At 72.1% G+C, this 22047-nt stretch carries 20 protein-coding genes and 1 pseudogene; 5 read left to right on the forward strand and 16 right to left on the reverse strand.

Features of this window, described 5'->3' with window-relative positions; all coding sequences use genetic code 11:
- The first annotated feature begins 440 nt into the window (after nucleotides 1–440).
- Nucleotides 441–707 carry a hypothetical protein gene (locus MVA48_RS14445; RefSeq protein ID WP_246981362.1) on the forward strand — a complete coding sequence of 89 codons (267 nt, stop codon included), beginning with the start codon at nucleotides 441–443 and terminating at the stop codon, nucleotides 705–707.
- Between the two features lie 442 nt (nucleotides 708–1149).
- Here MVA48_RS14445 and MVA48_RS14450 read toward each other — a convergent pair whose 3' ends face one another.
- The 10 genes from MVA48_RS14450 to rfbB all read right to left on the reverse strand — a co-directional run bounded on the left by MVA48_RS14450 (nucleotide 1150) and on the right by rfbB (nucleotide 11852).
- Nucleotides 1150–1614, reverse strand: coding sequence for a hypothetical protein (locus MVA48_RS14450; protein WP_246981364.1), 465 nt, complete (start codon nucleotides 1612–1614; stop codon nucleotides 1150–1152).
- A gap of 42 nt (nucleotides 1615–1656) precedes the next feature.
- Nucleotides 1657–2904, reverse strand: coding sequence for a glycosyltransferase (locus MVA48_RS14455; protein WP_246981366.1), 1248 nt, complete (start codon nucleotides 2902–2904; stop codon nucleotides 1657–1659).
- On the reverse strand, nucleotides 2882–4024 hold the full coding sequence (locus tag MVA48_RS14460) for a glycoside hydrolase family 5 protein (protein ID WP_246981368.1): 1143 nt from the start codon (nucleotides 4022–4024) through the stop codon (nucleotides 2882–2884). Before MVA48_RS14460 ends, MVA48_RS14455 begins: the two co-directional genes overlap by 23 nt.
- A complete protein-coding gene (locus MVA48_RS14465; RefSeq protein WP_246981370.1) occupies nucleotides 4021–5484 on the reverse strand; it encodes a hypothetical protein in 1464 nt (487 codons plus the stop codon). The genes MVA48_RS14460 and MVA48_RS14465 overlap by 4 nt, the downstream gene beginning before the upstream one ends.
- Entirely contained in the window at nucleotides 5477–7129 is a 1653-nt protein-coding gene (murJ, locus tag MVA48_RS14470) for a murein biosynthesis integral membrane protein MurJ (protein ID WP_246981372.1), read from the reverse strand. The genes MVA48_RS14465 and murJ overlap by 8 nt, the downstream gene beginning before the upstream one ends.
- 2 nt (nucleotides 7130–7131) lie before the next feature.
- Nucleotides 7132–7839 (reverse strand): hypothetical protein, encoded by a 708-nt coding sequence (locus MVA48_RS14475; protein ID WP_246981373.1) that lies wholly within the window; start codon nucleotides 7837–7839, stop codon nucleotides 7132–7134.
- A complete protein-coding gene (locus MVA48_RS14480; protein WP_246981375.1) occupies nucleotides 7793–8920 on the reverse strand; it encodes a DegT/DnrJ/EryC1/StrS family aminotransferase in 1128 nt (375 codons plus the stop codon). The genes MVA48_RS14475 and MVA48_RS14480 overlap by 47 nt, the downstream gene beginning before the upstream one ends.
- A gap of 127 nt (nucleotides 8921–9047) precedes the next feature.
- Nucleotides 9048–9920, reverse strand: a complete 873-nt coding sequence (locus MVA48_RS14485; RefSeq protein WP_246981376.1) for a hypothetical protein — start codon at nucleotides 9918–9920, stop codon at nucleotides 9048–9050.
- A gap of 97 nt (nucleotides 9921–10017) precedes the next feature.
- The gene (locus MVA48_RS14490) at nucleotides 10018–10860 is read right to left on the reverse strand and encodes an SDR family oxidoreductase (protein WP_246981377.1); all 843 of its coding nucleotides are present in this window, start codon (nucleotides 10858–10860) and stop codon (nucleotides 10018–10020) included.
- The gene (rfbB, locus tag MVA48_RS14495; protein WP_246981378.1) at nucleotides 10857–11852 is read right to left on the reverse strand and encodes a dTDP-glucose 4,6-dehydratase; all 996 of its coding nucleotides are present in this window, start codon (nucleotides 11850–11852) and stop codon (nucleotides 10857–10859) included. Before rfbB ends, MVA48_RS14490 begins: the two co-directional genes overlap by 4 nt.
- Before the next feature lie 1296 nt (nucleotides 11853–13148).
- Between rfbB and MVA48_RS14500 the strand changes: the two genes are divergently transcribed.
- Both MVA48_RS14500 and MVA48_RS14505 read left to right on the forward strand, forming a co-directional pair.
- Nucleotides 13149–13619: a helix-turn-helix domain-containing protein gene (locus MVA48_RS14500; protein WP_246981379.1), complete on the forward strand. Its 471-nt coding sequence runs from the start codon at nucleotides 13149–13151 to the stop codon at nucleotides 13617–13619.
- A gap of 22 nt (nucleotides 13620–13641) precedes the next feature.
- Nucleotides 13642–14289 (forward strand): transposase, encoded by a 648-nt coding sequence (locus tag MVA48_RS14505; protein WP_246981380.1) that lies wholly within the window; start codon nucleotides 13642–13644, stop codon nucleotides 14287–14289.
- A 174-nt stretch (nucleotides 14290–14463) separates the two neighbouring features.
- On the opposite strand, the gene MVA48_RS14510 is transcribed toward MVA48_RS14505, so the two are convergent.
- The gene (locus tag MVA48_RS14510; protein ID WP_246981381.1) at nucleotides 14464–15783 is read right to left on the reverse strand and encodes a UDP-glucose dehydrogenase family protein; all 1320 of its coding nucleotides are present in this window, start codon (nucleotides 15781–15783) and stop codon (nucleotides 14464–14466) included.
- A 428-nt stretch (nucleotides 15784–16211) separates the two neighbouring features.
- On the opposite strand from MVA48_RS14510, the gene MVA48_RS14515 reads away from it, so the two are divergent.
- A complete protein-coding gene (locus tag MVA48_RS14515; protein WP_246981382.1) occupies nucleotides 16212–16448 on the forward strand; it encodes a hypothetical protein in 237 nt (78 codons plus the stop codon).
- 87 nt (nucleotides 16449–16535) lie between these two features.
- Nucleotides 16536–17615, forward strand: coding sequence for an LCP family protein (locus tag MVA48_RS14520; RefSeq protein WP_246981383.1), 1080 nt, complete (start codon nucleotides 16536–16538; stop codon nucleotides 17613–17615).
- A 1-nt stretch (nucleotide 17616) separates the two neighbouring features.
- Here MVA48_RS14520 and MVA48_RS14525 read toward each other — a convergent pair whose 3' ends face one another.
- The 5 genes and pseudogenes from MVA48_RS14525 to MVA48_RS24255 all read right to left on the reverse strand — a co-directional run.
- Nucleotides 17617–18006: a hypothetical protein gene (locus MVA48_RS14525; protein WP_246981385.1), complete on the reverse strand. Its 390-nt coding sequence runs from the start codon at nucleotides 18004–18006 to the stop codon at nucleotides 17617–17619.
- Nucleotides 18007–18152: 146 nt separating this feature from the next.
- On the reverse strand, nucleotides 18153–18803 hold the full coding sequence (locus MVA48_RS14530) for an arsenate reductase/protein-tyrosine-phosphatase family protein (RefSeq protein ID WP_246981387.1): 651 nt from the start codon (nucleotides 18801–18803) through the stop codon (nucleotides 18153–18155).
- Nucleotides 18804–18819: 16 nt separating this feature from the next.
- Nucleotides 18820–20337 carry a sugar transferase gene (locus tag MVA48_RS14535; RefSeq protein ID WP_246989243.1) on the reverse strand — a complete coding sequence of 506 codons (1518 nt, stop codon included), beginning with the start codon at nucleotides 20335–20337 and terminating at the stop codon, nucleotides 18820–18822.
- Between the two features lie 286 nt (nucleotides 20338–20623).
- Nucleotides 20624–21745: a polysaccharide biosynthesis tyrosine autokinase gene (locus tag MVA48_RS14540; RefSeq protein WP_246981388.1), complete on the reverse strand. Its 1122-nt coding sequence runs from the start codon at nucleotides 21743–21745 to the stop codon at nucleotides 20624–20626.
- A gap of 12 nt (nucleotides 21746–21757) precedes the next feature.
- A pseudogene (locus MVA48_RS24255) lies at nucleotides 21758–22009 on the reverse strand (Wzz/FepE/Etk N-terminal domain-containing protein); the annotation flags it as partial.
- Nucleotides 22010–22047: the final 38 nt, after the last annotated feature.

Consider the following 22047-nt stretch of genomic DNA (forward strand, 5'->3'; position numbering starts at 1 on the left):
GCCTTGTCCGCCTTCTCCTTCTCCGCCTTCTCCTGCTTGGCCTTCTCCTCGTCGGCCGTGTTCGGCCGCGGCGCCGGCTGGGGTGCGGGCTGAGGTGCGGGCTGCGGCGCCGGCCGAGGTGCGGGCTGTGCCCCCGGCTGCGTCCCAGGTTGTGCCCCCGGCTGCGTCCCAGGTTGTGCCCCCGGCTGCGTTCCCGGCTGCGTCCCCGGTCGGGGCGCGGGCTGGGGTGCCGATCCGGGCGAGCCGGCGCCCGGCGAACCGCCCTGCGCGGGGGCGCGGTCGGGGCCTGCGGCCCGGCACCCGCCCCGGGGTGCGACGCGCCCCCACGGGACCCGGCCACGGCCGACCGCACCGCGTGCACCGAGCTCTCGACGAGGATCACGGGGAACAGCGCCGTGGACGAGGGCTCATCCGGCACTGCTCCGGGCAGCGCGGCCTGGGTGAGCACGACCGACCGCCGCCCCGAGTCGTCCAGGTCCGGCGCGCTGCTCTCCGCCCACTGCCCCCACAGCTCGCGGTCCAGCGCGACCGGCAGCACCGCGTCGGTCTGGGCGTCGCCGAGCAGCCCGCTCACCGTCTCGGTCACGGCCCGGGCGGTCAGCACGTCGCAGGCCGTGGCCTGGAGCCAGTTCTGGTCCTCGTGGCAGGCCGCCCGCTCCTCGACCGCCGGAGCCAGCTCGCGCACCAGCCCGGCGAACGTCTCGTAGACCGCCGAGCGCCCCTGGCCCGCCGGCCGGCTCGGCAGGAACGTCCGCAGTGAGTCGGCCATGGCCGAGGCGATCCGCGGTTCGGCGGTCGACAGCACGACCGCCGCCGGCCCGTCGGTGAGCGGCCACCGGACGACGTCCCCGGGCAGCAGGGTGACGTCGGCCTCGACCACCAGCCGGACCAGCGTCGAGCGCGGCCCGTCGGCCTGCCGCGCGAAGACCGGCGCACCGGTGCCGTCGGCCTCCGCCACCACCGGGAAGTCGAGGCCGTTGCGGAGCACGATCGTCCGACCGTCGACGCACGCCTCGAGCGCGAAGTTCGACGGCACCTGGCCGCGCACGTCGTCGTACCTGCAGAGGTCCGGCGCCGGCCCGGCGGCAGCGGAGCCCGGCACCCCGAGCAGGACCACCGCACCGGCCAGCGCCCAGGCCGCGACGCGCCTCATGTCGGGAACTCGCAGATCGGCTGCGCCGCCCGGCCGACGTCGGACAGCCCGTCGGCGATCCGGTCGGTCGACTCCTCGTCCAGCGGCCCCGAGGCGGCCAGGGACAGCGCCTGGACCAGTTCGTCGAGAGCGCCCGCCAGCTCACCGTGCCCGCCCTCCGCCCGGACGGCGTCCCGGACGTCGCGGAGCTCGCCGGCGCTGCGGCTGAGCCGCCAGGCCTGCTGGGTGTCGGCGGGGTCGTCCAGCAGCACACCGACGGCGTCGGGGATCTGTTCGACGTGCTCGGTGGCGGCGAGCGTCGTGCAGAACTCGGGTGCGCCGGCCGGGGGCTGCCAGTCGGAGAGGCCGGCGACCGCCGGCTCGGTGTCGCCGCGCTCGGTCGCGGGCGCCTCGGACGACCCGGTGCAGCCGGCCACCAGAAGGCAGGCTGACGCCGCGACCGTCACTCCCCGCAGCCGCATGAGGCGAAGCTAGGGGCTCGCGCGGCGTTCCGCAGCTCCAGTTCACCCGGTCGACGGAATCGGGGGCCAGGAGGCGTCACCCTCCGTCACCACCGGCTTCCCGAGCAGGCGGTCGTAGGCGGCCAGGTAGGTCCGCTTCTGGGCCTCCCAGGTCAGTGACCGGCAGCGCTCCCGCGCCGCGGCGACCAGCGACCGGCGGCGCTCCGGGTCGTCGTGGAGGGCGACCAGTGCCTCGGCCAGGCTCTCCGCCGAGCCCGGCTCGAAGTACTGCACCGCGTCGTCGCCGAGGTAGCGGGCGGTCGACCGCAACCGGCTGGCGACGACCGGCAGGTCGAAGAGCACGTACTCGTACATCTTGTTCGTGTGCACGAGGTGCGAGTACGGCGAGCCCTTCTGCGCCACGACTCCGACGTCGGCACGCTGCAGCTCACCGACCAGGGTGGGCATGTCCACCCAGCCCAGGTACTGCACCCGGTCGGCCACACCTTCGGCCTCGATGAGCCGCTGCAGCTCGTCGACGTAGTCCCCGGTCCCGGTGATCCGCAGTCGCAGGTCCGGCAGCCGATCGGCGGTCATCGCCACCGCCCGCAGCATCAGGTCGTGGCCGTAGCGGTCGTCGACCAGGCCGTGGCAGACGGCGGTGAAGTACCGCGGGTCGGGCCGGGCGTCGTCGGTGCGGTGCTCGAGCAGGTGCCGCGCGTCGGGGCCGTTGAGCACCACCACGATCTTGTCCGGGTCGGCGCCGCGGCCGACGTAGACCTCCTTGAGGTCCTCGGTCACCGTGAACGCCAGATCGACGTAGCGCAGGGCCGCCTGCTCCACCCACTGCAGCACGCGCCCCAGCCGCCGGGAGCCGTACTTCGTCTCGCCCAGTTCGGGCGTCGGCTCCTTCATGAACGCGATCGCCTTGGCACCCAGCAGCCGCGGCACGAGCGCGGTGAACGCCAGGATGTCGGGCATCGAGTTGGCCTGCACCGCGACGAAGGGCCGCTGCAGGTGCAGCTTGGCCACCGTGACCGTCGCGGCGAGGAAGAAGCCCAGGTAGTCCAGCACGTAGTTCAGCGGGCCGCCGCGGCGCCGGCGCAGCGGCAGCCGGTGCAGCGTCACGCCGCCGTCGACCTCCACCGCGGGGGTGCCCGGCTCGCGCAGGCAGACGATGTCGACGTCGAAGCCGGCGTCCCGCAGGGCCTCGGCCTCCCGCCGCAGGGAGAGCTCGTAGTAGTCGCGCTGCCGCACCAGGCAGACCCGGCCCCGGCCGCTCGTGGGGTCAGGAGCCCGTCGCAGCCGCATCGGCCACCTCCGTGTCGTAGCTGCGGCCGTAGTCCAGCCGCCAGTAGTGGTGCGCGGTGTAGCGCACCGCGCCGAGCGGGTCGTCGATCCACGCCCGTGGGTGCTGCTGAGCCCAGCCGCCCACGTGCGAGTACGCGTAGCCGGCGACCATGATCAGCGTGTCGTCGCCGGTGGCGCGGATCGCGTCGACGGCGTCCTGTGACGCCGCCTCCCACAGCCGGGCCGGCGGGAGCCCGTCGGCCGCGGGCATCCGGGCCGGCTCGTTCATCAGGTCGTAGGCCAGCACGCCGGGGACGTCGGCGAACGCCGTGCTCAGCCGGCGCCAGAGGTCGGCGAAGTCGGCGCGCGAGACCTGCGGGCTGCCGATCGGGCGGCGCACCCCGCGGCCGTCCTCGGCCAGGTGGTAGGCGCCGAAGTTGTGCACGTCGAGGACGACGCCGAGCCCGGCCTGGTGCGCCCGGCCGACGGCTGCGGTCAGCCGGGCGACCTCGCCGGCGTCGAGCTCGCCGCCCGGGCGCGGCTGTACCCGCTCCCAGCGGAAGGGCAGCCGGACGGTGTCCAGGCCCTGCTCGGCGAGGTAGTCGAAGGTCGCCTGCCCGTCGTAGTGCCAGTCGCGGCCGTAGGTGCCGGGGTTGTCGTTGGAGAAGTCGGTGACGTCCTCGGTGCTGCCGGCCGCGCCGAACTCGCCACCGGACACGTTCACCCCGCGCCGCAGGTCGGTGCGGCGGGCGTCCGCGCTGAAGAGTTCCCCGGACGGGCGGGCGACCGACACGGGACGGTCGTCCTCGGGGGCGACCCAGGGGCTGTAGTCGTAGTCGGTGCCCCACCACTCGCCGGTGGCCCAGACGTCCACCCAGAGGCGGGCGCGTTCGGCGTCGGCCAGCCAGGCCCGGGCCAGGCGCAGCCAGCGCCCGTCGCCGTCCGACGGGATGCCGACCTCGCCGATGTAGCCCTGGGCGTCGTTCTCCTCGAGCCACGTGGTGAACTCGGCCAGGTCGTCGAGGACCTTGCGCTGCAGGGCGTCACCGGCGTGCGGCTGCCGCGCGTCGACGGCGTCCCCGCCGACGCCGGTGACCATCAGCGCGGCCACGACGGCCAGGACGACGACCCGGCTGGTCACGGGCCGACCCGCTCGGCCGGGGCAGCGATCAGCGGCGGCTCCGGCGGCGGCGCGGCACGGCGCCGGTCCAGGGCCGCGGCCAGCGCGAGCAGGACGAAGAGCAGCTCCGCTCCGCCGCGCAGCGTGAGGTGCGGGTCGAAGACCATGAGCACCGTCAGCGCCACCGACGCCGCGAAGACGCTCACGCCGACGGCAGCGGCCACCGGCTCCGGCGCCGTCCACAGCCGCCGGCCGGTCGTGGCCGCGACCGCGACGAGGGCCAGCGTGGCCAGCAGCAGCGGCAGGCCGCCGCTCCAGACCAGCCAGGTGTAGCCGCTCTCGATGTAGACCCAGTCCCGCCACCACTCGGCGCCGGGCACCCGCGCTGCGGGGCGCACGCCCAGCAGCCAGTTCCAGTCGGCACCGATGTCGGGCCAGAAGTAGGTCTGCAGGTTCTCCAGCCGGCCGTAGCGCCCGGTCCAGGAGACCGGGAGGCCGCTGCGCGGGTCGGTGTTGCCCAGGCGCGCCTCGACCACTGGTTGCAGGAGGGGGAGCGCGACGATGCCCACGCCGGTGGCCACCAGCACGGCCCGGCTCAGCGTCCGCGTGGCCACGGTGAAGGCCGCGGCAGCCACCACGACGCCCAGCAGCACCGAGAACTGGCCCGACGCCAGACCGCAGAGCAGCAGGAAGGCGGCGGCGGCGGTGAGCACGGCCCGGTGCTCCCGCCCCCGCAGGGCCAGGGCCGCGGCGGCGAGCGCGGCGTAGATCATCACGTCGCCGAAGGCGATCGGGTTGCCGAGCGTCGAGGTGGCCCGGCTGCCGTCGATGCTGTAGCCGTCGGCCTCGGGCGGGGTGAGGACGGTCAGGAAGTCGATCACCGGACCGACGCCGACCACCTGCAGCAGGCCGACGGAGCCGACGGCGGCGGCACCCGCGACCGCGGCCACGAGCAGCCACCAGGCCGCCCGGGCGTCGCGCACGACCAGGCGGACGACGGCGTAGACCAAGGCGAGCTTCCAGAGCGTGGCGGCGTAGAGCACGTCGTCGGCGGAGATGTCGCGGCCGCGGGCGTACATCCACAGCAGCGGGGTGACCGAGCCGGTGACGGCGACGACCGGCACGAGGACGTCCAGGGCGTGCCGGGGCCGGGGCAGCCCGCGGTCCGAGCGCAGCCAGCGCAGCAGCGCCCACAGCGCGACCCCCGCGGCCAGGCCGAGCAGCAGCGCCTCGTTCAGCCGCACCAGGGGGACGACGGTGCCGCGCTCGACCCCCGCGAGCAGGGGGTTGACCGCCACGAACACCGCCACCGCCGCCAGGGGGAACAGCGCGCACAGCAGCACCAGCAGCAGCCCGCCGCTGATCACGAGGCCGGCGCCGGGCGCACCCGCCAGCACGGGCGTGGCGGCCAGGGCCACCGCGAGCAGCCCCGCGGCGGGCCGGAGGAGGTCCCGCGCACCCACGGCGGAGGGCTCAGCCATGCGCCGCTCCCCCGCGCCGCCGCGCCCGCACCGCGGCGGTGAGCTCGCGCAGCTCGGGCGTCCGCAGCACCGCGTGCGCGGCGACGTAGCTCGCCAGCCCCACGGCGCCGGCGGCCAGCACGAGCCCGACCGCCGCCGCCTGGCTCGCCGGGTTCCCGATCAGGGCCATGACGCCGAGCATCGGCGCCAGGGAGACCAGGCCGGCGGTGACCGGCCGGAGCACCGTGCCGCGCCACGATCCCGGGGACGGCGCGGCCCCGGCGGGCCGGCCGACCCACCACCACAGCAGCGCTCCGGCCAGCAGGTCGCTGACCGCGACGCTCAGCGCCACCCCGACCAGCAGCGCGGGCCCGTCGAGGAGCAGGGCGGCGGCCAGCATGCCGGCGATCGCCAGGGCGGCCCGCAGCACGACGGCGCGCAGCGGGTGGGTGCCGTTGCGGCGGGCGTAGCCGGCCTGGGTGCCGAGGACGACCGCGGACTCCCCCACGACGCCGATACCCAGCCCGACGAGGCAGGCGGTCAGGGCCGCCCGGCCGGTGTCGCCGGCCATCTCCCCGAACGCGACGGCGGTGGCCAGCGGGCCGCTGAGCAGCACGTACCAGAGCGCGGCGGGCAGCGTGGCCAGCAGCACCAGGCTCGCCGTGCGGCGGAAGGTGGCGGCGAACGCGGCGTCGTCGCCGCGGTGGTGCGCCCGCGCCAGGACCGGCAGGGTGGCCGAGGCGACCGGCCGGGCGACCAGGGCGACCGGCAGGTTGTAGAAGGCGTAGGCCATGGTGAACGCCACCACGCCGCCGGGCACGGCCGCGGTCACGACCAGCACGCAGAGGTACCGCACCGTGGTGGCGGCCGCGTAGCCGAGCGAGGGCCGCACGAGGCGCAGCAGGTCGCGGACCTCGCCGTCGCGGGCTCCCCGGAACCGTGGCCGCAGCCGCACACCGCAGCGGCGGGCGCCCTCCCACTGGACGGCGGCGTGCAGGAGCACCGCGCCCGTGGTGCCGGCGCCCAGCAGCGCCACCTCGGCCGTGCCCTGCCCTGCGGTGGCGCCGGTGCCGAAGACCGCCGCGTAGACCGCGAGCACCGCGACGATGCCCAGGTTCTCGGCGCAGGGTGCCGCGGCGGCCAGGCCGAACCGGCCGTGGGCGTGCTGCACGGCGGCGCCCATGCCGGCGACCAGGTACAGCGGCACCTGCAGCAGCAGGAGGGCCAGCAGGAGCCAGGCCGGACCGGTGCCCGGCGCGCGGGCCTCGTCGGGCACGCCCGCGGTGAGCAGGTCCAGCACCAGCGGCCCGGCGAGGATCGGCACGGCCACGACGGCCAGCGCGGCGAGCACGGCGAGGGTCAGGAAGCTGCTGGCCATGAACTCGGCCGCGCCGGGGCGGCCGCGGTCCAGGTGGCGGACCAGCGCGGGCACCACCAGCGAGCCGAGCAGCGCGCCGGTGAGCAGCTCGAAGGCCAGGCTGGGCAGCTGGTTGGCCGCCGCGTACAGGTTGGCGAAGAACGTCGGGCCGAGCACGGCGCCGACCGCGACCACGCGCAGCAGGCCGGTGACCCGGCTGACCGTCGTCCACAGGGAGCCGATGGCCGAGTTCGCCGCGACACGGCGCAGGTCGCCGCCGTCGGCGGCGAGGGCGGGGGCGCGGTCCACGGTCAGGTGGTCCTGCCCCGCCCCCGCCGGAGACGCAGGAGGGCCAGCAGGAGGCCGGCCAGGAAGATCCCGAGGAGCAGCCCGGCGGCGCCCGCGCGCACCGGGTCGGGGCCGACCGGCTCGTCGAGCACGTCGGAGGGCGCGAGCACGCGCAGCCGGCCGATGTCGGAGGTGACGGCGAGCCGGTCCGCCGAGGCGAGGTACCGGTCGACGAGGTCGTCGAGGGTCTCGCGGGCACGCTCGGGGTCGGTGTCGACCAGCTGCACCCGCAGCACGCTGCTGCCGTCGACCGCCTCGACGGACAGGTCGTCGGACAGTTCGTCGGCGGGACGGCCGGCGTCCGCGGCCACCTCCTGCACGAGCGGGCGCCGCTGGAGGAGGACCGAATGGGTGGCCATCTCCCGGTCGACGCCCTCGACGGTGCTGTTGTCCTCCGGCTGGTGGATGAGCTCGACGACGGCCGCGTACTCGGTGGGTTGCCGGGAGGCGAGGGCTGCCGCGGTGGCGGCCGGCGCGGCGACGAGCGTCAGCAGGACGAGTGCGAGCAGCGCCGTGCCGCGGCGCCGGCGGGGGTCACCAGCGGTGCGCGCACCGACGGCGGCGGCACCCCGGTGGTGGGCGAGGGCGGGGGGACCGTGCGGGGGGTGAGCGCGTCCGGCCGGGTCACGTCGGCCCCCGGCGGCGCCGCAGGACGTCGGCGAGCGCGTCACGGACGACGTCGACGTCCTCGAGGTCCATGTAGGGGTGCAGCGGGAGGGAGAGGATCTCCCGCGCCGCCTCGCTCGCGCAGGGCAGGGGCCCGTCGGCCCAGGCGGCGAACGCCGGCTGCTCGTGGCAGGGCACCGGGTAGTGGATGCCGGTCAGCACGCCGCGCTCGGCCAGTCCGGCGCGGACGGCGTCCCGGTCGGCCACCCGGACGACCAGCAGGTGCCAGGCGCTGTCGACGCCGACGTCGGGCTCGACGATGCGCAGCGGGAGGTCGGCCAGACGCTCGCGGTAGGCGTCGACGATCTTGGCCCGCCGCTGCGTCCAGGCGTCGAGGCGGGCGAGCTTGGCCGAGAGGACGACGGCCTGCACCGCGTCGAGGCGGCTGTTGGTGCCGACGGAGGTGTGCAGGAACTTGTCGTCGGCCGCGCGGCCGTGGTCGGCCAGCGAGCGGATCGTCGCGGCCAGGGCGGCGTCGTCGGTGGTGACCGCGCCGGCGTCACCGAAGGCCCCGAGGTTCTTGCCCGGGTAGAAGCTGAAGCCGGCGGCCCGGCCGGTGGATCCGGCCCGCACGCCGTTGCGCTCGGCGCCCTGGGCCTGGGCGGCGTCCTCGACCAGAGCGAGGCCGTGCCGCCGCGCCACCTCGGCGAGGCCCTCGACGTCGGCGACGTGGCCGAACAGGTGCACGGGCACGATGGCGGCGGTCGACGGGGTCAGCGCCGCCTCGGCGCCCTGGGGGGTCATCAGCAGCGACGTGGGGTCGACGTCGACGAAGCGGGGACGGGCGCCGGCCAGCACCACGGCCTCGGCGGTGGCGATGAACGTGTTGGCGGGCACGAGCACCTCGTCGCCGGGACCGATACCCAGCGCCCGCAGGATGAGGTGCAGCGCGTCGGTTCCGTTGGCCACGGCGACGGCCTCGGCCGTGTCGCAGTAGGACGCGAACGCCCGTTCGAACCGCTCGACCGGGGCGCCGCCGACCCAGGCGTTGCCGTCGAGCAGCCGGCGCCAGCCGTCCTCCACCTCGGCCCGGATCTCGGCGGTGGTCGGCGCGAGGTCGGAGAAGGGGATGACCCGGTCGTTCACCATTTTGACGCTACCCGCTGTTCGCGGCCGGGGTGGGGGCGAGCGCGGGCCGCCCACTCGGTCGGGGGACGGGGCCGACGTGCCCCGCTGACCAGCATCGACCCGGCGCGCACCGGATCGCCGGCGGTCAGCCCCGCTCGGCCACCGGCGATGCGGCGGGGACGTCGAGGGTCTGCGCGTCGGACTCGCGGCGCAGGCGCCAGGACGCCGGCAGCACCAGGCGCGGCGCGACACCGACCAGGACGGCGATCAGGAACGCGACGCCGGCCAGCGCCTCGGCGGACTCCTCGACGTACGTGGCGGTGGCGACCCAGCCGCCGGGGACGACGGCCGACACGGCCGACAGCCCCACCGAGGCGACGGCGTAGCAGCCCAGCGTGCCGAGCACCCGGCGGCGGTCACGGCGCTCGGTGCGGGTGAAGGACCAGAGCCCGGCCACGACGACGACCGCCGCGACCGCGCTGAGCAGCACGGCGGCGCCGGCCCCGAGGGCGTCCTCGAGGGCGCCGATGGCCTCGGCGTGCACGGTGCCCCCTGCCTTGACCGAGGCGATGCCGGCCGCGACCACGGCGACGCCCAGCCACCAGGCGCGGCGGCTCTCGGCCTGGGCGGCCGCGACGACGGCGGCGACCGCCGCGGCGGCGAAGAGGACGGCGACGAACAGGCGGGGCAGGGAGAAGGGGGCGTCCATCGACAGCAGCTGCGCGGTGGGGCCGGTGGCGCCGTCGAGCCGCAGCACGAAGCCGACGGTCTCCAGCGCCACGGCGGTGGCCGCCAGCGCGATGCCGACGGGCGGCAGCGGGATCGCCCGGCGCCGGGGCGGTGCGACGGCCGGCCGCTGGGCCACGAACGCGCCGGGCAGGTCGGCGGTGGTCAGCGCGACGCCGGTGCCCGGCGAGCGGCGGTCGGCCAGCCGGATGCCGCGGCCGATGACGAGGGCCAGCAGGACGGCGACGACCAGCCACACGACCAGTCCGCCCACGACCCAGTGCCACCACACACGGGAATCATCGGCAGCATGGAGGCGGAACGTGACCACCCCGTCACGGAGAACTCCCGTGTCGCTCCCTCGGGGCGCTGGAGTCCCACGCGCCCCGTCAGATCGTGGCGAGGTACTCCGCGAGCGCGGTGCGCCAGTTGCGTGGCGCGAAGCCGGTCGCCTCGATCTTCGACAGGTTCAGCACGCTGTTGAGCGGCCGGACGGCGGCCCCGGGCTTGTCGGCGAAGTAGGCCTCGGTGCTGGTGCGCCCGACGTCGTCGGCCGGGCGACCGCGGGCGGTGAACACCGCGGCGGCGACGTCCGCCCAGGAGGCCGGCTCACCGCCGTTGGTGAGGTTGTAGGTGCCGAACGGCGCACCGGTGCGCAGCAGGTGCGCGATGCCGGCGGCGAGGTCGACGGTGAACGTGGGCCGGCCGACCTGGTCGTCGACCACGGTCGGGGAGACGCCGCGGTCGGCCAGCGAGGCCATGGTGCGCACGAAGTTGCCGCCCTCGCCGACGACCCAGGTGGTGCGGACCAGGTAGTGCCGGGCGGCCCGGACGGCCTCGCGGTCGCCGTCGGCCTTGCTCTGCCCGTAGACGCTCAGCGGCGAGGGCGGCAGGTCCTCGGGGATCGGCCCGGGGTGGCCGCCGTCGAAGACGTACTCGCTGGAGACGTGCACCAGGGTCGCCCCGGCCGACTGCGCGGCGCGCGCCAGGTGCGCGACGGCGTCGACGTTGACGGCCCGGACGGCGGCGTGGTTCGCCGGGTCCTCGGCCGCGTCGACCGCCGTCCAGGCGGCGGCGTTGAGGACGACGTCGACGCCGGACCAGTCGTAGCCGGCGACGGCCGCGGCGTCGGTGAGGTCGAGCTCCGCCCGGTCGAGGGCGACGGCGTTCGGGAACTCCTGCTGGAGGGCGCGGCCGAGCTGGCCGCGGGCCCCGACGATGACCGCCCTCACTGGCCTCGCGCCGCGTACTTCGCCTCGACCTGCTCCTTGAGCGGGCCCCACCAGTCCTGGTTGTCGCGGTACCAGTCGATGGTGGCGGCCAGGCCGTCGCGGAAGTCGGTGAACTGCGGCTTCCAGCCCAGCTCGTCGCGCAGCTTGGTGGCGTCGATGGCGTAGCGCAGGTCGTGGCCGGCGCGGTCGGTGACGTGGTCGAACGCGTCCCGCGGCCGGCCGAGCAGCTCGAGGATCAGCGTCAGCACCTCGAGGTTGTTCTTCTCGCCGTCGGCGCCGATCAGGTAGGTCTCGCCGCTGCGGCCCTTCTCGAGGATCGCGTGGACGGCGGAGTTGTGGTCGTCGACGTGGATCCAGTCGCGGACGTTCTCACCCTTGCCGTAGAGCTTGGGGCGCAGGCCGGAGAGGACGTTGGTGATCTGCCGCGGGATGAACTTCTCGACGTGCTGGTAGGGCCCGTAGTTGTTCGAGCAGTTCGAGATGGTGGCGTGGATGCCGAACGAGCGCACCCAGGCCCGCACCAGCAGGTCGGAGCCGGCCTTCGTCGACGAGTACGGGCTCGACGGGTTGTACGGCGTCTCGGGGGTGAACTTCTTCGGGTCGTCGAGCTCGAGGTCGCCGTAGACCTCGTCGGTGGAGATGTGGTGCAGCCGGACGCCGTGCTTCCGGACCGCCTCGAGGATCGTGTACGTGCCGATGATGTTGGTCGTCAGGAACGGCGACGGGTCGGCGAGGGAGTTGTCGTTGTGACTCTCGGCCGCGAAGTGGACGACGACGTCGCTGTTCGCGACCAGCCGGTCGACGAGCCCGGCGTCGGCCACCGAGCCGTGCACGAACTCGATCCGGTCGCGGACGCCGGCCAGCGACGCCTCGTTGCCCGCGTAGGTGAGCGCGTCGAGCACGGTGACCGAGTGCTCGGGGTGCTCGCGCAGCGTGTAGTGCACGAAGTTCGCGCCGATGAACCCGGCTCCCCCGGTGACGAGCAGACGCATCGTCTCTACAACCTCCATGGCTGATGTCCCACGCGGATTCCGTCGACACCGGCGGACGTACTCCGGCGGGATTTCCGGCTAGACGGTAGTCGGGCGATCCAGTCGCCGTGTTGCAGCCGCCCCCCACGCCGCCCGCGTGGCTCGGCTGCGCCGTTCAGCAGCGGCTCAAGAGGCCGCTGGTGAGGGCGCGCCCGACGGGCCGCACGGGATCGTCGATTCACCGATCTTGGTTCCAGCTTTGCAGGACAGGATGCTTCCTGCAACAAGTCGGCTCCACAACACTGGTTTAAGGCAATGAGCAGCAGAACAACCCTAATGTCACCGCCGTTCCGATATGCTGCCCGGACCCGGGGGCGGTTGGCCGATCGATAGCGGCCATGAGGGGCGGCACGGTGAACACCGACAACTGGCTTACTCTGATCCTTGGCATGGCCGGGCTTTTTGTCACAGGCGCGGGGGTCCTTGCCGCCTTTGCCGGATTCGCCCACCAGAGCAAGCACCGGTCTAGTCGACCACTTTGGATTGGCAGCGGCATCTGCCTTGCAGTCGGCGTGGTTATCGCCCTTGTCGCGCTGCCCGTTGTGATTTGGGCTCCTGATAGTGAAGCGTCGTCGGGGACCTCACCTACTCCCGATTCGCAGCCCCGATCGACCACGAGTGCAACCTCAATCGGTTCGACGTCGACATCACGACCCACTGCACCGACGTCGACATCAGACCGATCGACTTCTCCTGAGTCCTTCGCGGTTTCGATGGTTCAATGGTGCAATTGCGGAAGCGGCGATCGCGAATATGTTGCGGGTGAGTCATTCCACGCGCTCTTCCGCTGGGGCACTAGCGACAGCTGGGATATTGAGAACAGCAGCTGCACGTCGTTGACGATGCGAGCCGGCATAAGTGACCTCGCCCATGAGACTTTCCCCGACCCGTCTATAAGCAATGTCACGGTTCGGGGGAGGCCGGTACTGATTGGGATCAGACATGGCAAGTATTAGCCGGCGTACCCGTACAGACTCATGAGTTCACACTGCAACCCGGTCTGGTGACAATCTCCGCGAGTGGAGCCTCGGGCGTGATGATCAACGGCGACCTGACGTGCACAACCCCAGACGGCCGTCTCCCCTAGCGTTCACCACCGCTAAGGAGGACCGCGTCGGCAGCTAGTGCCGCGGCTGCCAACCTTCGCCCTCGTTGGCGACACCCCGGCCGAGGTCCCGCGCTGAGGTCTTGAGCGGGTGCACCGTTTGGTGCATCTGATCCTGTCTTCCCCGCAGGAGATGCGAGATGGTCGCTCGCGTGCAGGTCCGTCCGGTCAGCAACGACGAGGGCAACAGGCTGCTGCGCATCGTGCGCCGCGGCAGCGGGTCGGTGGTGACCTGGCGAAGAGCCCAGATGGTGTTGCTCTCGGCGCAGGGGATGAGCGTGCCGCAGATCGCGGAGGTGACGTTCAGCAGCCCCGACCGGGTGCGGGACGTGCTGCACAACTTCAACGTTGACGGCTTCGAGTCGCTGAAGCCGAAGTACGCCGGCGGCAGGCCGCCGAAGTTCGATCTGGCTCAACGCGCGGAGATCAAGAAGGTCGCGCTGGGCCGCCCGGCCGATCACGGGCTGCCCTTCTCCACCTGGAGCCTGTCCAAGTTGGCCGACTTCCTGGTCGCCGAGGGGGTGGTCGACGACATCTCCCACGAGGGCCTGCGCACGCTGCTGCGCGAGCAGGGCGTCTCCTTTCCAAGCCGTCAAGACCTGGAAGACCAGCACCGACCCTGACTACGAGGCCAAGAAGAACCGGGTGCTGGAGCTCTACGCCATCGCCGACGGGCACCGCCAACCCGGTCCCGACGATCCGACCGTGGTCATCTGCATGGACGAGTTCGGGCCGCTGAACCTCCAGCCCCACCCGGGCAAGCAGTGGGCGCCGGTCGCGGCCGGCAAGGGAGTGCAGGACCGGCCGCGCCGGCGTCGTCGACGGGCCACCTACAAGCGGCCGCACGGCGTGCGGCACCTGCTGGCCGGCTACGACCTGTCCACCGACCGCCTCTACGGCCACGTCAAGATCCGCAAGGGCCGCACCGAGTTCCTGGCGTTCTGCCGCTACCTGCGCTCCCTCTATCCGCCCGGCGTTCCGATCGCGATCGTGCTGGACAACTTCAGTCCGCACCTGTCCACCAAGACCGACCGCCGGGTCGGCGATTGGGCCGCGGCGAACAACGTCGAGCTGGCTTACGTGCCGTTCTACGGCTCCTGGCTCAACCGGATCGAGGCCCAGTTCACCGCACTGCGCTACTTCGCGCTCGACGGCACCCACCATGAATCGCACCACGAGCAGGCGAGCATGATCCGCCGCTACATCGCCTGGCGGAACCGGCACGTCACCGATCCCAGACTCCGCAAGGTCATCCGCCGAGCCGGAACCATCAAGAGGGCGAAGGTTGCCTGACCCGGCACTAGCCACCACACGGTCACCCTTCGGAACCGAACCTGCGTCCGCGAGTACAACATCTGATGGAGGCCCGCCTGCGCAGACGCTTCCGCGGAAGCGCCTTGAGCCGCATAACGCGAGGGCGCAGGCGGTTTCTCACGGACCCCCCGCCGAATGCTTTTCGGAGTGGCGTCAGCCGGCGCGGCGGCCCAGGGCGCGGTACTGCCAGCCCGCGGCCGTCCACGCCTCGCGGTCGAGGGCGTTGCGGCCGTCGAGCACCCGCTTCTGGGCCACGACCTTGCCGAAGATCGCCGGGTCTAGGTCGCGGTACTCCCGCCACTCGGTGAGCACCAGGACGGCGTCGGCGCGCTCGGCCGCCTCCTCCGGCGTCTCCGCGTAGTCCAGCTGCGGCCACTGGCGGCGGCTGTTCTCGACCGCGGCCGGGTCGGTCACGCGGACCACGGCGCCCTGCAGCTGCAGCTGTGCGGCCACGTTGAGGGCTGGGGAGTCGCGGATGTCGTCGCTGTCGGGCTTGAAGGCAGCGCCGAGGACGGCGATCCGCTTGCCGAGCAGCGAGCCCCCGCAGACCTCGCGGGCGAGCTCGACCATGCGGATGCGGCGGCGCATGTTGATGTTGTCGACCTCACGCAGGAAGGTCAGCGCCTGGTCGGCACCGAGCTCGCCGGCGCGGGCCATGAAGGCGCGGATGTCCTTGGGCAAGCAGCCGCCACCGAAGCCGAGGCCGGCGTTGAGGAACTTGCGGCCGATGCGGTCGTCGTAGCCGATCGCGTCGGCGAGGAGCTTCACGTCGGCGCCGGTGGCCTCGCACAGCTCGGCCATCGCGTTGATGAAGGAGATCTTGGTGGCGAGGAACGAGTTGGCGGCCGTCTTCACCATCTCGGCGGTGGCGTAGTCGGTCTCCACCTTGGGGGTGCCGCGTTCGACGATGACGGCGTAGACCTCGTCGAGCAGCCGGCGCGCGACCTCGCCGTCCTCACCGGCGGGCAGGCCGTAGACCAGCCGGTCGGGGTGGAGGGTGTCCTGGACGGCGAAGCCCTCCCGCAGGAACTCCGGGTTCCACGCGAGGATCGCGCCGGGCACCTTCTCGTCGACCAGCGTGGCCAGGCGCGCCGCGGTGCCGACCGGCACGGTGGACTTGCCGACGACGAGGTCGCCCGGCTCGAGCACGCCGAGCAGCGACTCGGTGGCGCCCTCGACGTAGCGGAGGTCGGCGGCGTACTCCCCGCGCTTCTGCGGTGTGCCGACGCAGACGAAGTGCACCTTCGAGCCGCGGGCGGCCTCGAAGTCGGTGCTGAAGCGCAGCCGACCAGTGGCCAGCGTGCGCTCGAGCAGCTCCTCGAAGCCGGGCTCGTGGAACGGCGTCGCACCCTTGGAGAGGGAATCGATCTTCCTCTCGTCGACGTCGACGCCGACGACCTCGTGGCCGAGCTCGGCCATCGACGCCGCATGCACGGCGCCGAGGTAGCCGCATCCGATGACCGAGATCTTCATTGAACCGCTCCATTTCGGGACTGACTGCAAGCGTAGGGGCGGTGGTTCTGTCGCCCGCTGGTGCTCGTGGCTCCGGACCGTAGGCCCTGAGTGGCGTTATCGCCCCATCGGTGTGCACGCATGCCGTACGCCGGAGCCGGTCCGCGGCTGGCCTCCGCCTGCGAACGGCACACGCCCAGTGACGGACTGGTACACCCCTGTTGTGTAGCTGCCGATGAAGATCGACAGGGTGCGACGCGCCAACGAGGCGGGGCCGGATGCGGCCAAACCATATCCGCCCTCTCTTCCGGAACATCCGTCGCAGGAACCACGCATGTTCTTCCGGGCGAGTGGGCACTGACGCCGGCACCAGAACGTTGTCTGGCTTTCGGCACCATCCATCCACGCCGGAACCGGGAGGGGCGCCGGCGTCCGTCCGAGAAGGTCGCATGAGCTGGCTGTGGGTCGTCGGAGCGGTGTGGGTGCTGCTCGGCGTGCTCATCGGAGTGCTCATCGGTCGCGGCGTGCGCCTCGCCGACCTTCGGCAGGCCGAGTCCGACCGCGCCGACGCGCCGAACGTCGTCATCGACCCGGCGCCGACGCCGACACCCGTCCGCAACGTCCCCGGGCGGCCCCCACGCCACCGCCCGAACGCCTCTCGCCACCCCCGAGGTAGCACCCTGTAGCCCCTCACCCGACGGAGTGGCCGTCACCCCCGCCTGCGTGACCAGCGCCGTACCCTCGGACAGGCATACGGCTGACGGGGGTCTGGCATGAGCATCGACGGCACGGGCGTGCGCGAGCACGATGGCGAGCGCTTTCCCGAGGACGCCGAGCCGGCCAGCCGGTCGCACACCCTGCGCCGCGTGCTGATCAGCCTGGGCGTCCTCGGGCTGACGCTCGCGCTCGTCATCGGCGGCGGGCTCTGGTTCCTCACCGACCGGTGGGCCGGCAACATCGACCGGGTCGGCAACGTGTTCGACGAGCTGGACGATGCGGCCCGGCCGGCGCCGCCGACGCCCGCCGAGAGCGCCTCCGAGCAGCCGGTCACCTTCCTGCTGGTCGGGTCGGACTCACGGGAGAGCACTCCCGACGGCGCGAACCCAGGAGCCCGCTCCGACGCGATCATGATCGCCCGCTTCTCCGCGGACCGGCAGCACGCCCAGCTCATCTCGATCCCCCGGGACTCCTGGGTGGACATCCCCGGCCACGGCATGAACAAGATCAACGCCAGCTACGCGTTCGGCGGCCCGTCGCTGCTGATCCAGACCGTCGAGCAGCTGACGCAGGTGCGGATCGACCACTACGTCGCCATCGACTTCGAGGGCCTGATCCAGGTGACCGACGACCTGGGCGGCGTCGACGTCATGGTGGCCGAGACGACATCGCACGGTGGACACACCTTCAGGGCCGGGTCGAACCACCTCAACGGCGAGCAGGTCCGCTGGTACCTGGCCGAACGCAAGACGCTGCCGGGCGGCGACTTCGACCGGGTCAAGCGGCAGCAGCAGTACCTGAAGTCGATGTTCGGCAAGCTGTTCAGCACCGACACCTTCACCAACCCGGGCCGGCTCGATGCGGCCATGCTCGCTGTGACCAGCGCCGTCGCAATCGACGACAGCCTGAGCAACGGCGACCTGCTGCAGCTGGCCTACTCGCTGCGCGGCGTCACGCCCGACAGGATCGAGTTCTTCACCGCGCCGATCCTCGGCACCGGCATGGAGGGACCCGCGAGCGTGGTCTACCTCGACCAGGTCACCGGCGAGCGGATGTGGTCCTACCTGCGGACGGACTCGCTGGCGCAAAACGCCGCGGAGTTCGCCGACCAGGCCCTGCCCGAGGTTCCTCGCTGATTCAGCGCTCGTCGGGGCTCAGCGCCCGCGTGCCCACGCCGAGCTCGGCGAGGGTGTTCTCCTCGAACCGCGTGGGGCGGTGACCCCGGACGCCCGGCCGGTGAGCACGGCGGCGCCAGCGGCGACGGCCGCGGAACTCGTTGAGGATGAAGCCGAGGATCGTCACGTTGGCGGCCTCGGCCCGGTTCAGCATCACCTCCAGGTCGGTCAGCGTCGTCCGCGGTGAGACGACGACCAGCGCGCTGGCGCCGGCGAGCTGCAGGGCAGCGGGTGGTCGTTGACCGGCGGGCTGTCCACGACGGCGGTGAAGGAGTTGGTGCCCGCGCACGCGCATGCGGGTCAGCGCGGCCGACCGCTGTGACGCGGGGCGGGTCGTCGTGCGGCGTGCCACCGCCCACGTGAGTCTCCTGGGTCCCCCGTAGGCGTGAAGTGGCGCGAAGCTACAACGGGTGACCGCCCGTGAAGAGGATTTCGTTCCTGCCTCGTCGACTCTGTGGCTTGCTGGGAGCGACGCGGCACTGGGACGCGATGGCCCGATTACCGAGCGTCGAGGACGGAGCCCTTATCGATGGGCCGGCCAGGTACCGCGTGCAGGCTCGCGATCCGGGCGAGCAAGGGCAGGAGCGCACCGACGATGAGCTCACCTGCCTCGGCATGAGCCTCGATCGGCCGCCCGATCGGGTCGGGTACGTCGTCACCGTCGTCGGCGGCCCGGCGCGAGCGGGCATCGGCCAGCGCTCTCACCAGGTTGCGAGCACGCTCCCCCAGGTCGGCGCCGGCCGGCTGGAAGTCGTCCCCGAGGAGTTCCAGCAGGGCGGCGGCTTCGCGCACCGTGAAGGTCCGCGCCAGGGCTCGCGGGGCTCGGGCGAGGACGTCGCGACGATGACCGCGGGTCATCGTGAGGGTGAGGTCGGCGTCGGCGACGATCGCGTCGGTGAGCTGGCGCGCCCGGAAGTCGCCGGGCTCTGCGCCGTAGCCCTGCAGGACGAGGGCGCTGTCGGGGTGCATGGCCGAATCCACGACTGCCTGCGTCCCAGCGCTCATGAGCTCGATGGCGCCGGTGTGGCCGCCCAGCTGTTCGGCCAGGTAGGCCCGGCCGAGTTGCTCGGCCATGGCCGAGCGACAGATGTTGCCGGTGCAGACGATCAGGACCGTGAACGCGGGGCCCGAGGATCGGGGGTCGGGCACCCGGACAGTGTGCAGGCTAGTACGCACCCGAACCGCGCAGGACGGCCCCGAACGTCTTCCAGAGGATCATCAGGTCGAACGTGAGGGTCCAGTTCTCGACGTAGCGGACGTCGATGCGCACCGACTCGTCCCACGAGAGGTCGGAGCGCCCGCTGACCTGCCAGAGGCCGGTGATACCGGGCTTGACGAGCAGGCGACGGGCCATGTCGTAGCCGTACTGCTCGACCTCTCGGGTGACGTGTGGACGGGGCCCGACCAGGCTCATGGTGCCCCCGAGCACGTTGAACAGCTGCGGCAGCTCGTCGAGCGAGTAGCGCCGCATGAAGGCGCCGATCGGGGTGACCCGGGGGTCGCGCTTCATCTTGAACTGGACGTCGTTGCCCTCGTTGCTCTGCTCGAACAGCTGGTCGACGATCTTGTCGGCGTCGGGCACCATGCTGCGGAACTTCCAGACGTGGAACGTCTCGCCACCGCGGCCGATGCGCTCGTGCTTGTAGAACACGGGGCCGCGGCTGCTCAGCTTCACGGCGACGGCCAGGCCGATGAGGACCGGCGAGATGAGCAGGATGCCGAAGAAGGCGGCGGTCCGGTCGAAGGCGTTCTTGAGGAACCTGCGGTGGCCCTTGAACTCCGGCCGCTCGAGGTGCATCAGCGGCAGGCCGGCGACCGGACGGATGCGGACGCGGGGACCCGCGACCTCCGTGACAGCCGGGGCCAGCAACAGCTCGGCCTCGGTCTTCTCGAGGTCCCAGCCCAGGCGACGGAGGGCGGCGCCGTCGAGTTCGGGGGAGGGCAGAACGGCGACGGTGTCCACCTCGTACTGCTCGACGACGTCGACGACGTCGTCGAGCGAGCCCAGGACCGGGAGGCCGTGGAAGGTCGCGACCGGGTCGTCCTTGCGCTGCGGCACGCAGCAACCGATCACCCGGTAGCCGTGCTTGGTCTGGCGCTGGAGCTGGTCATGCAAGTCGGCAACACCACCACGGTGCCCGACGACGATGGCCGTCTGCTGGAATTCGCCCCTCGCGCGACGCCGGTGCAGCAGCTCCCGCTGCGCGAGGCGGTGGCCGAGGGTCAGCGCGGCGGCAAGGGGCAGGGCCACGATGACGAATCCCCGGGCCACCTCTACACGGAAGGCCCAGGAGAGCGTGCCGAGCGTCGCAAGGAGCATCGCCGCAGCGAAGAACACCCGACGGAACTCCTCGGACCCAACCCAGAGGAACCGCTCCTCGTACGCGCGGGCGGTGACCATGGCGACGAGCCAGAGCACCGGCAGGACGAGGATGGCCCACGCGGGGCTCAGCTCAGTGCTCCACGACTTGCCGACGGGGCCGACCTCGACGAGTTGTCCCACCGCGCCGGCCACGACAGCCGCCAGCGCATCTACGCCGTAGAGCCGGCGGACGTACTTCGACCGCCACGCACGTCGGGCTTGGGTGCCCTCACCGCGGAGACGGGCGATCGACCACGTCGCGCGGCGGTCCCGCTGCTGCGGGATGTGACGAACTGCCTCGCCACTACGAACATCGAGCATGGACAAGCCGCGAACCCCCGTGCGCGTAAGTCCCCCGTGCATGCGCCGCGGGGTGAACGACTGCTGACCGTTGCGTCGAGCAGCCTCATTGCTTCAACGCACCGGAGAAGTTACCTAGACCGGGACGTCCTGAATAGCCCCATTTGGGGCCGCACCTGTTTCAAGCGTCCAGGAGCGGGGCATCAGCGCTCAGCGCCACCACAGAGAGTCCGCTATCAGCTGCGGTCAGCAGCGGCACGCCGACCGCGCCATTGCTGCACCGCGGCACTCCCCGAAGTGAGCCCGCTCACGCTCGGCGCCTGCCGCCTCTTTTCTTCTCGGTCTCCCCGTACGTGTAGCCGTAGCCGTAGGCCGACGTGATGCCTGCCCTCGGCGGCACGATGTTGAGGATCAACCCGAGGGTTCGGGCACCGACGCGCTTCAGCGTTGCCGCCGCCTGCTGAAGCTGATCCTTGCGGCTGCTGCCGTAGCGAACTGACAGCAAGACCCCGTCGACCATTACGGCGAGGCCTGTGGAGTCTGCGACCGGCAACAGCGGCGGTGCGTCGATCAGGACGTATTCGTTCGTCGCCCGCAGCTCATCCAGCAGAGTGGACATGTGCTGAGAGGCAAGCAGCTCACTGGGATTCGGCGGCGTCGGCCCGGCACCGATCACCGTCAATCCGGTCTCGCCGTATGGCTGCATGACATCCGCAGTCCCTGCCACGCCGGCCAGCACATTGGTCAAACCCACTCCACCGACCATGCCAAGGTAGTTCGACACCCGAGGTCGCCGAAGGTCGGCATCCAACAGGGTCACCTTGCGCCCCGCTTCGGCCAGGGCCAAGGCCAAGTGTATTGCCGTTGTCGTCTTCCCCTCGGTCGGCATGGCGCTCGTGATCATGATGACCTTGGGCGGATCGTCCACATTGAGGAATTGGAGATTCGTCCGGAGCTGCCGGTAGTCCTCAGCGGCACGGCCCCCGGTGGCGCGTTCCAGGACGTGTCTTGACGCAAGCTCGTCATCTCGAATCACCGTCCCGATGAGGGAAGTAGCAGCGAGTGAAGCAGCCTCGTCAGGGTCCTTCACCGTTCGATCGATGCGCGTACGCGCCACTGCTGTCGCAGCCCCTACCAGGACCCCGAGAATCCCTCCCAACAGTACGTTTCGCTCCGTTCTCGGCGTGCTGGGGACGCCTGGCCGTTCGGGCCTGTCGGTAACCGTCACCTTCACCGGTGCTGCCGTGGCGCCGGCTGGAGTCTCGATCTCTTGAACGAGTTCGGTGAACTCGTCACCAACCGCGCGCGCGATAAGCTCCGCTCGATCGGGAGACGGATCGGTGACCGTCACGTTCAGCAGAACGGTATTCGGTACCGCCACCGCCCGCACTTGGGCCGCCAACTCCGCTGCCGTCATGTCGAGGTCCAACCGTCGCACCACGCGGCCCGCTAGATCCTCTCCGACAAGCAATTGGGCATACGAGCTGACCCGCTGCTGAGAGAACTGGCTCCCCTGTAGGAACTCCGTCGTGCTGGCTGAGGCAGTCGTCGACACGAACAGCTGAGTTTGCGCAGCGTAGAGAGGCGTCGACAGTAGGCTGAGTCCAGCAGCGATGAGCCCACCCAGCACCGCCCCGAGCGTCGCCAGCCACCACCCCGACCGCAAGGCTAGTGCGACTTCTTTGGTCCCCACGTGGATCCGCCCGTCCGTGCGCCTTGATCAGGGCGCGC

The sequence above is a fragment of the Blastococcus sp. PRF04-17 genome, assembly GCF_023016265.1.
In the GTDB taxonomy this organism is placed as follows: domain Bacteria; phylum Actinomycetota; class Actinomycetes; order Mycobacteriales; family Geodermatophilaceae; genus Blastococcus_B.

Coding starts and splice junctions, on each gene's coding strand:
- MVA48_RS14520 (WP_246981383.1), top strand. CDS start 16,536: ATGAGCATCGACGGCACGGGCGTGCGCGAGCACGATGGCGAGCGCTTT.
- MVA48_RS14510 (WP_246981381.1), bottom strand. CDS start 15,783: ATGAAGATCTCGGTCATCGGATGCGGCTACCTCGGCGCCGTGCATGCG.
- MVA48_RS14465 (WP_246981370.1), bottom strand. CDS start 5,484: ATGGCTGAGCCCTCCGCCGTGGGTGCGCGGGACCTCCTCCGGCCCGCC.
- MVA48_RS14450 (WP_246981364.1), bottom strand. CDS start 1,614: ATGCGGCTGCGGGGAGTGACGGTCGCGGCGTCAGCCTGCCTTCTGGTG.
- MVA48_RS14455 (WP_246981366.1), bottom strand. CDS start 2,904: ATGCGGCTGCGACGGGCTCCTGACCCCACGAGCGGCCGGGGCCGGGTC.
- rfbB (WP_246981378.1), bottom strand. CDS start 11,852: ATGCGTCTGCTCGTCACCGGGGGAGCCGGGTTCATCGGCGCGAACTTC.
- MVA48_RS14515 (WP_246981382.1), top strand. CDS start 16,212: ATGAGCTGGCTGTGGGTCGTCGGAGCGGTGTGGGTGCTGCTCGGCGTG.
- MVA48_RS14535 (WP_246989243.1), bottom strand. CDS start 20,337: ATGCTCGATGTTCGTAGTGGCGAGGCAGTTCGTCACATCCCGCAGCAG.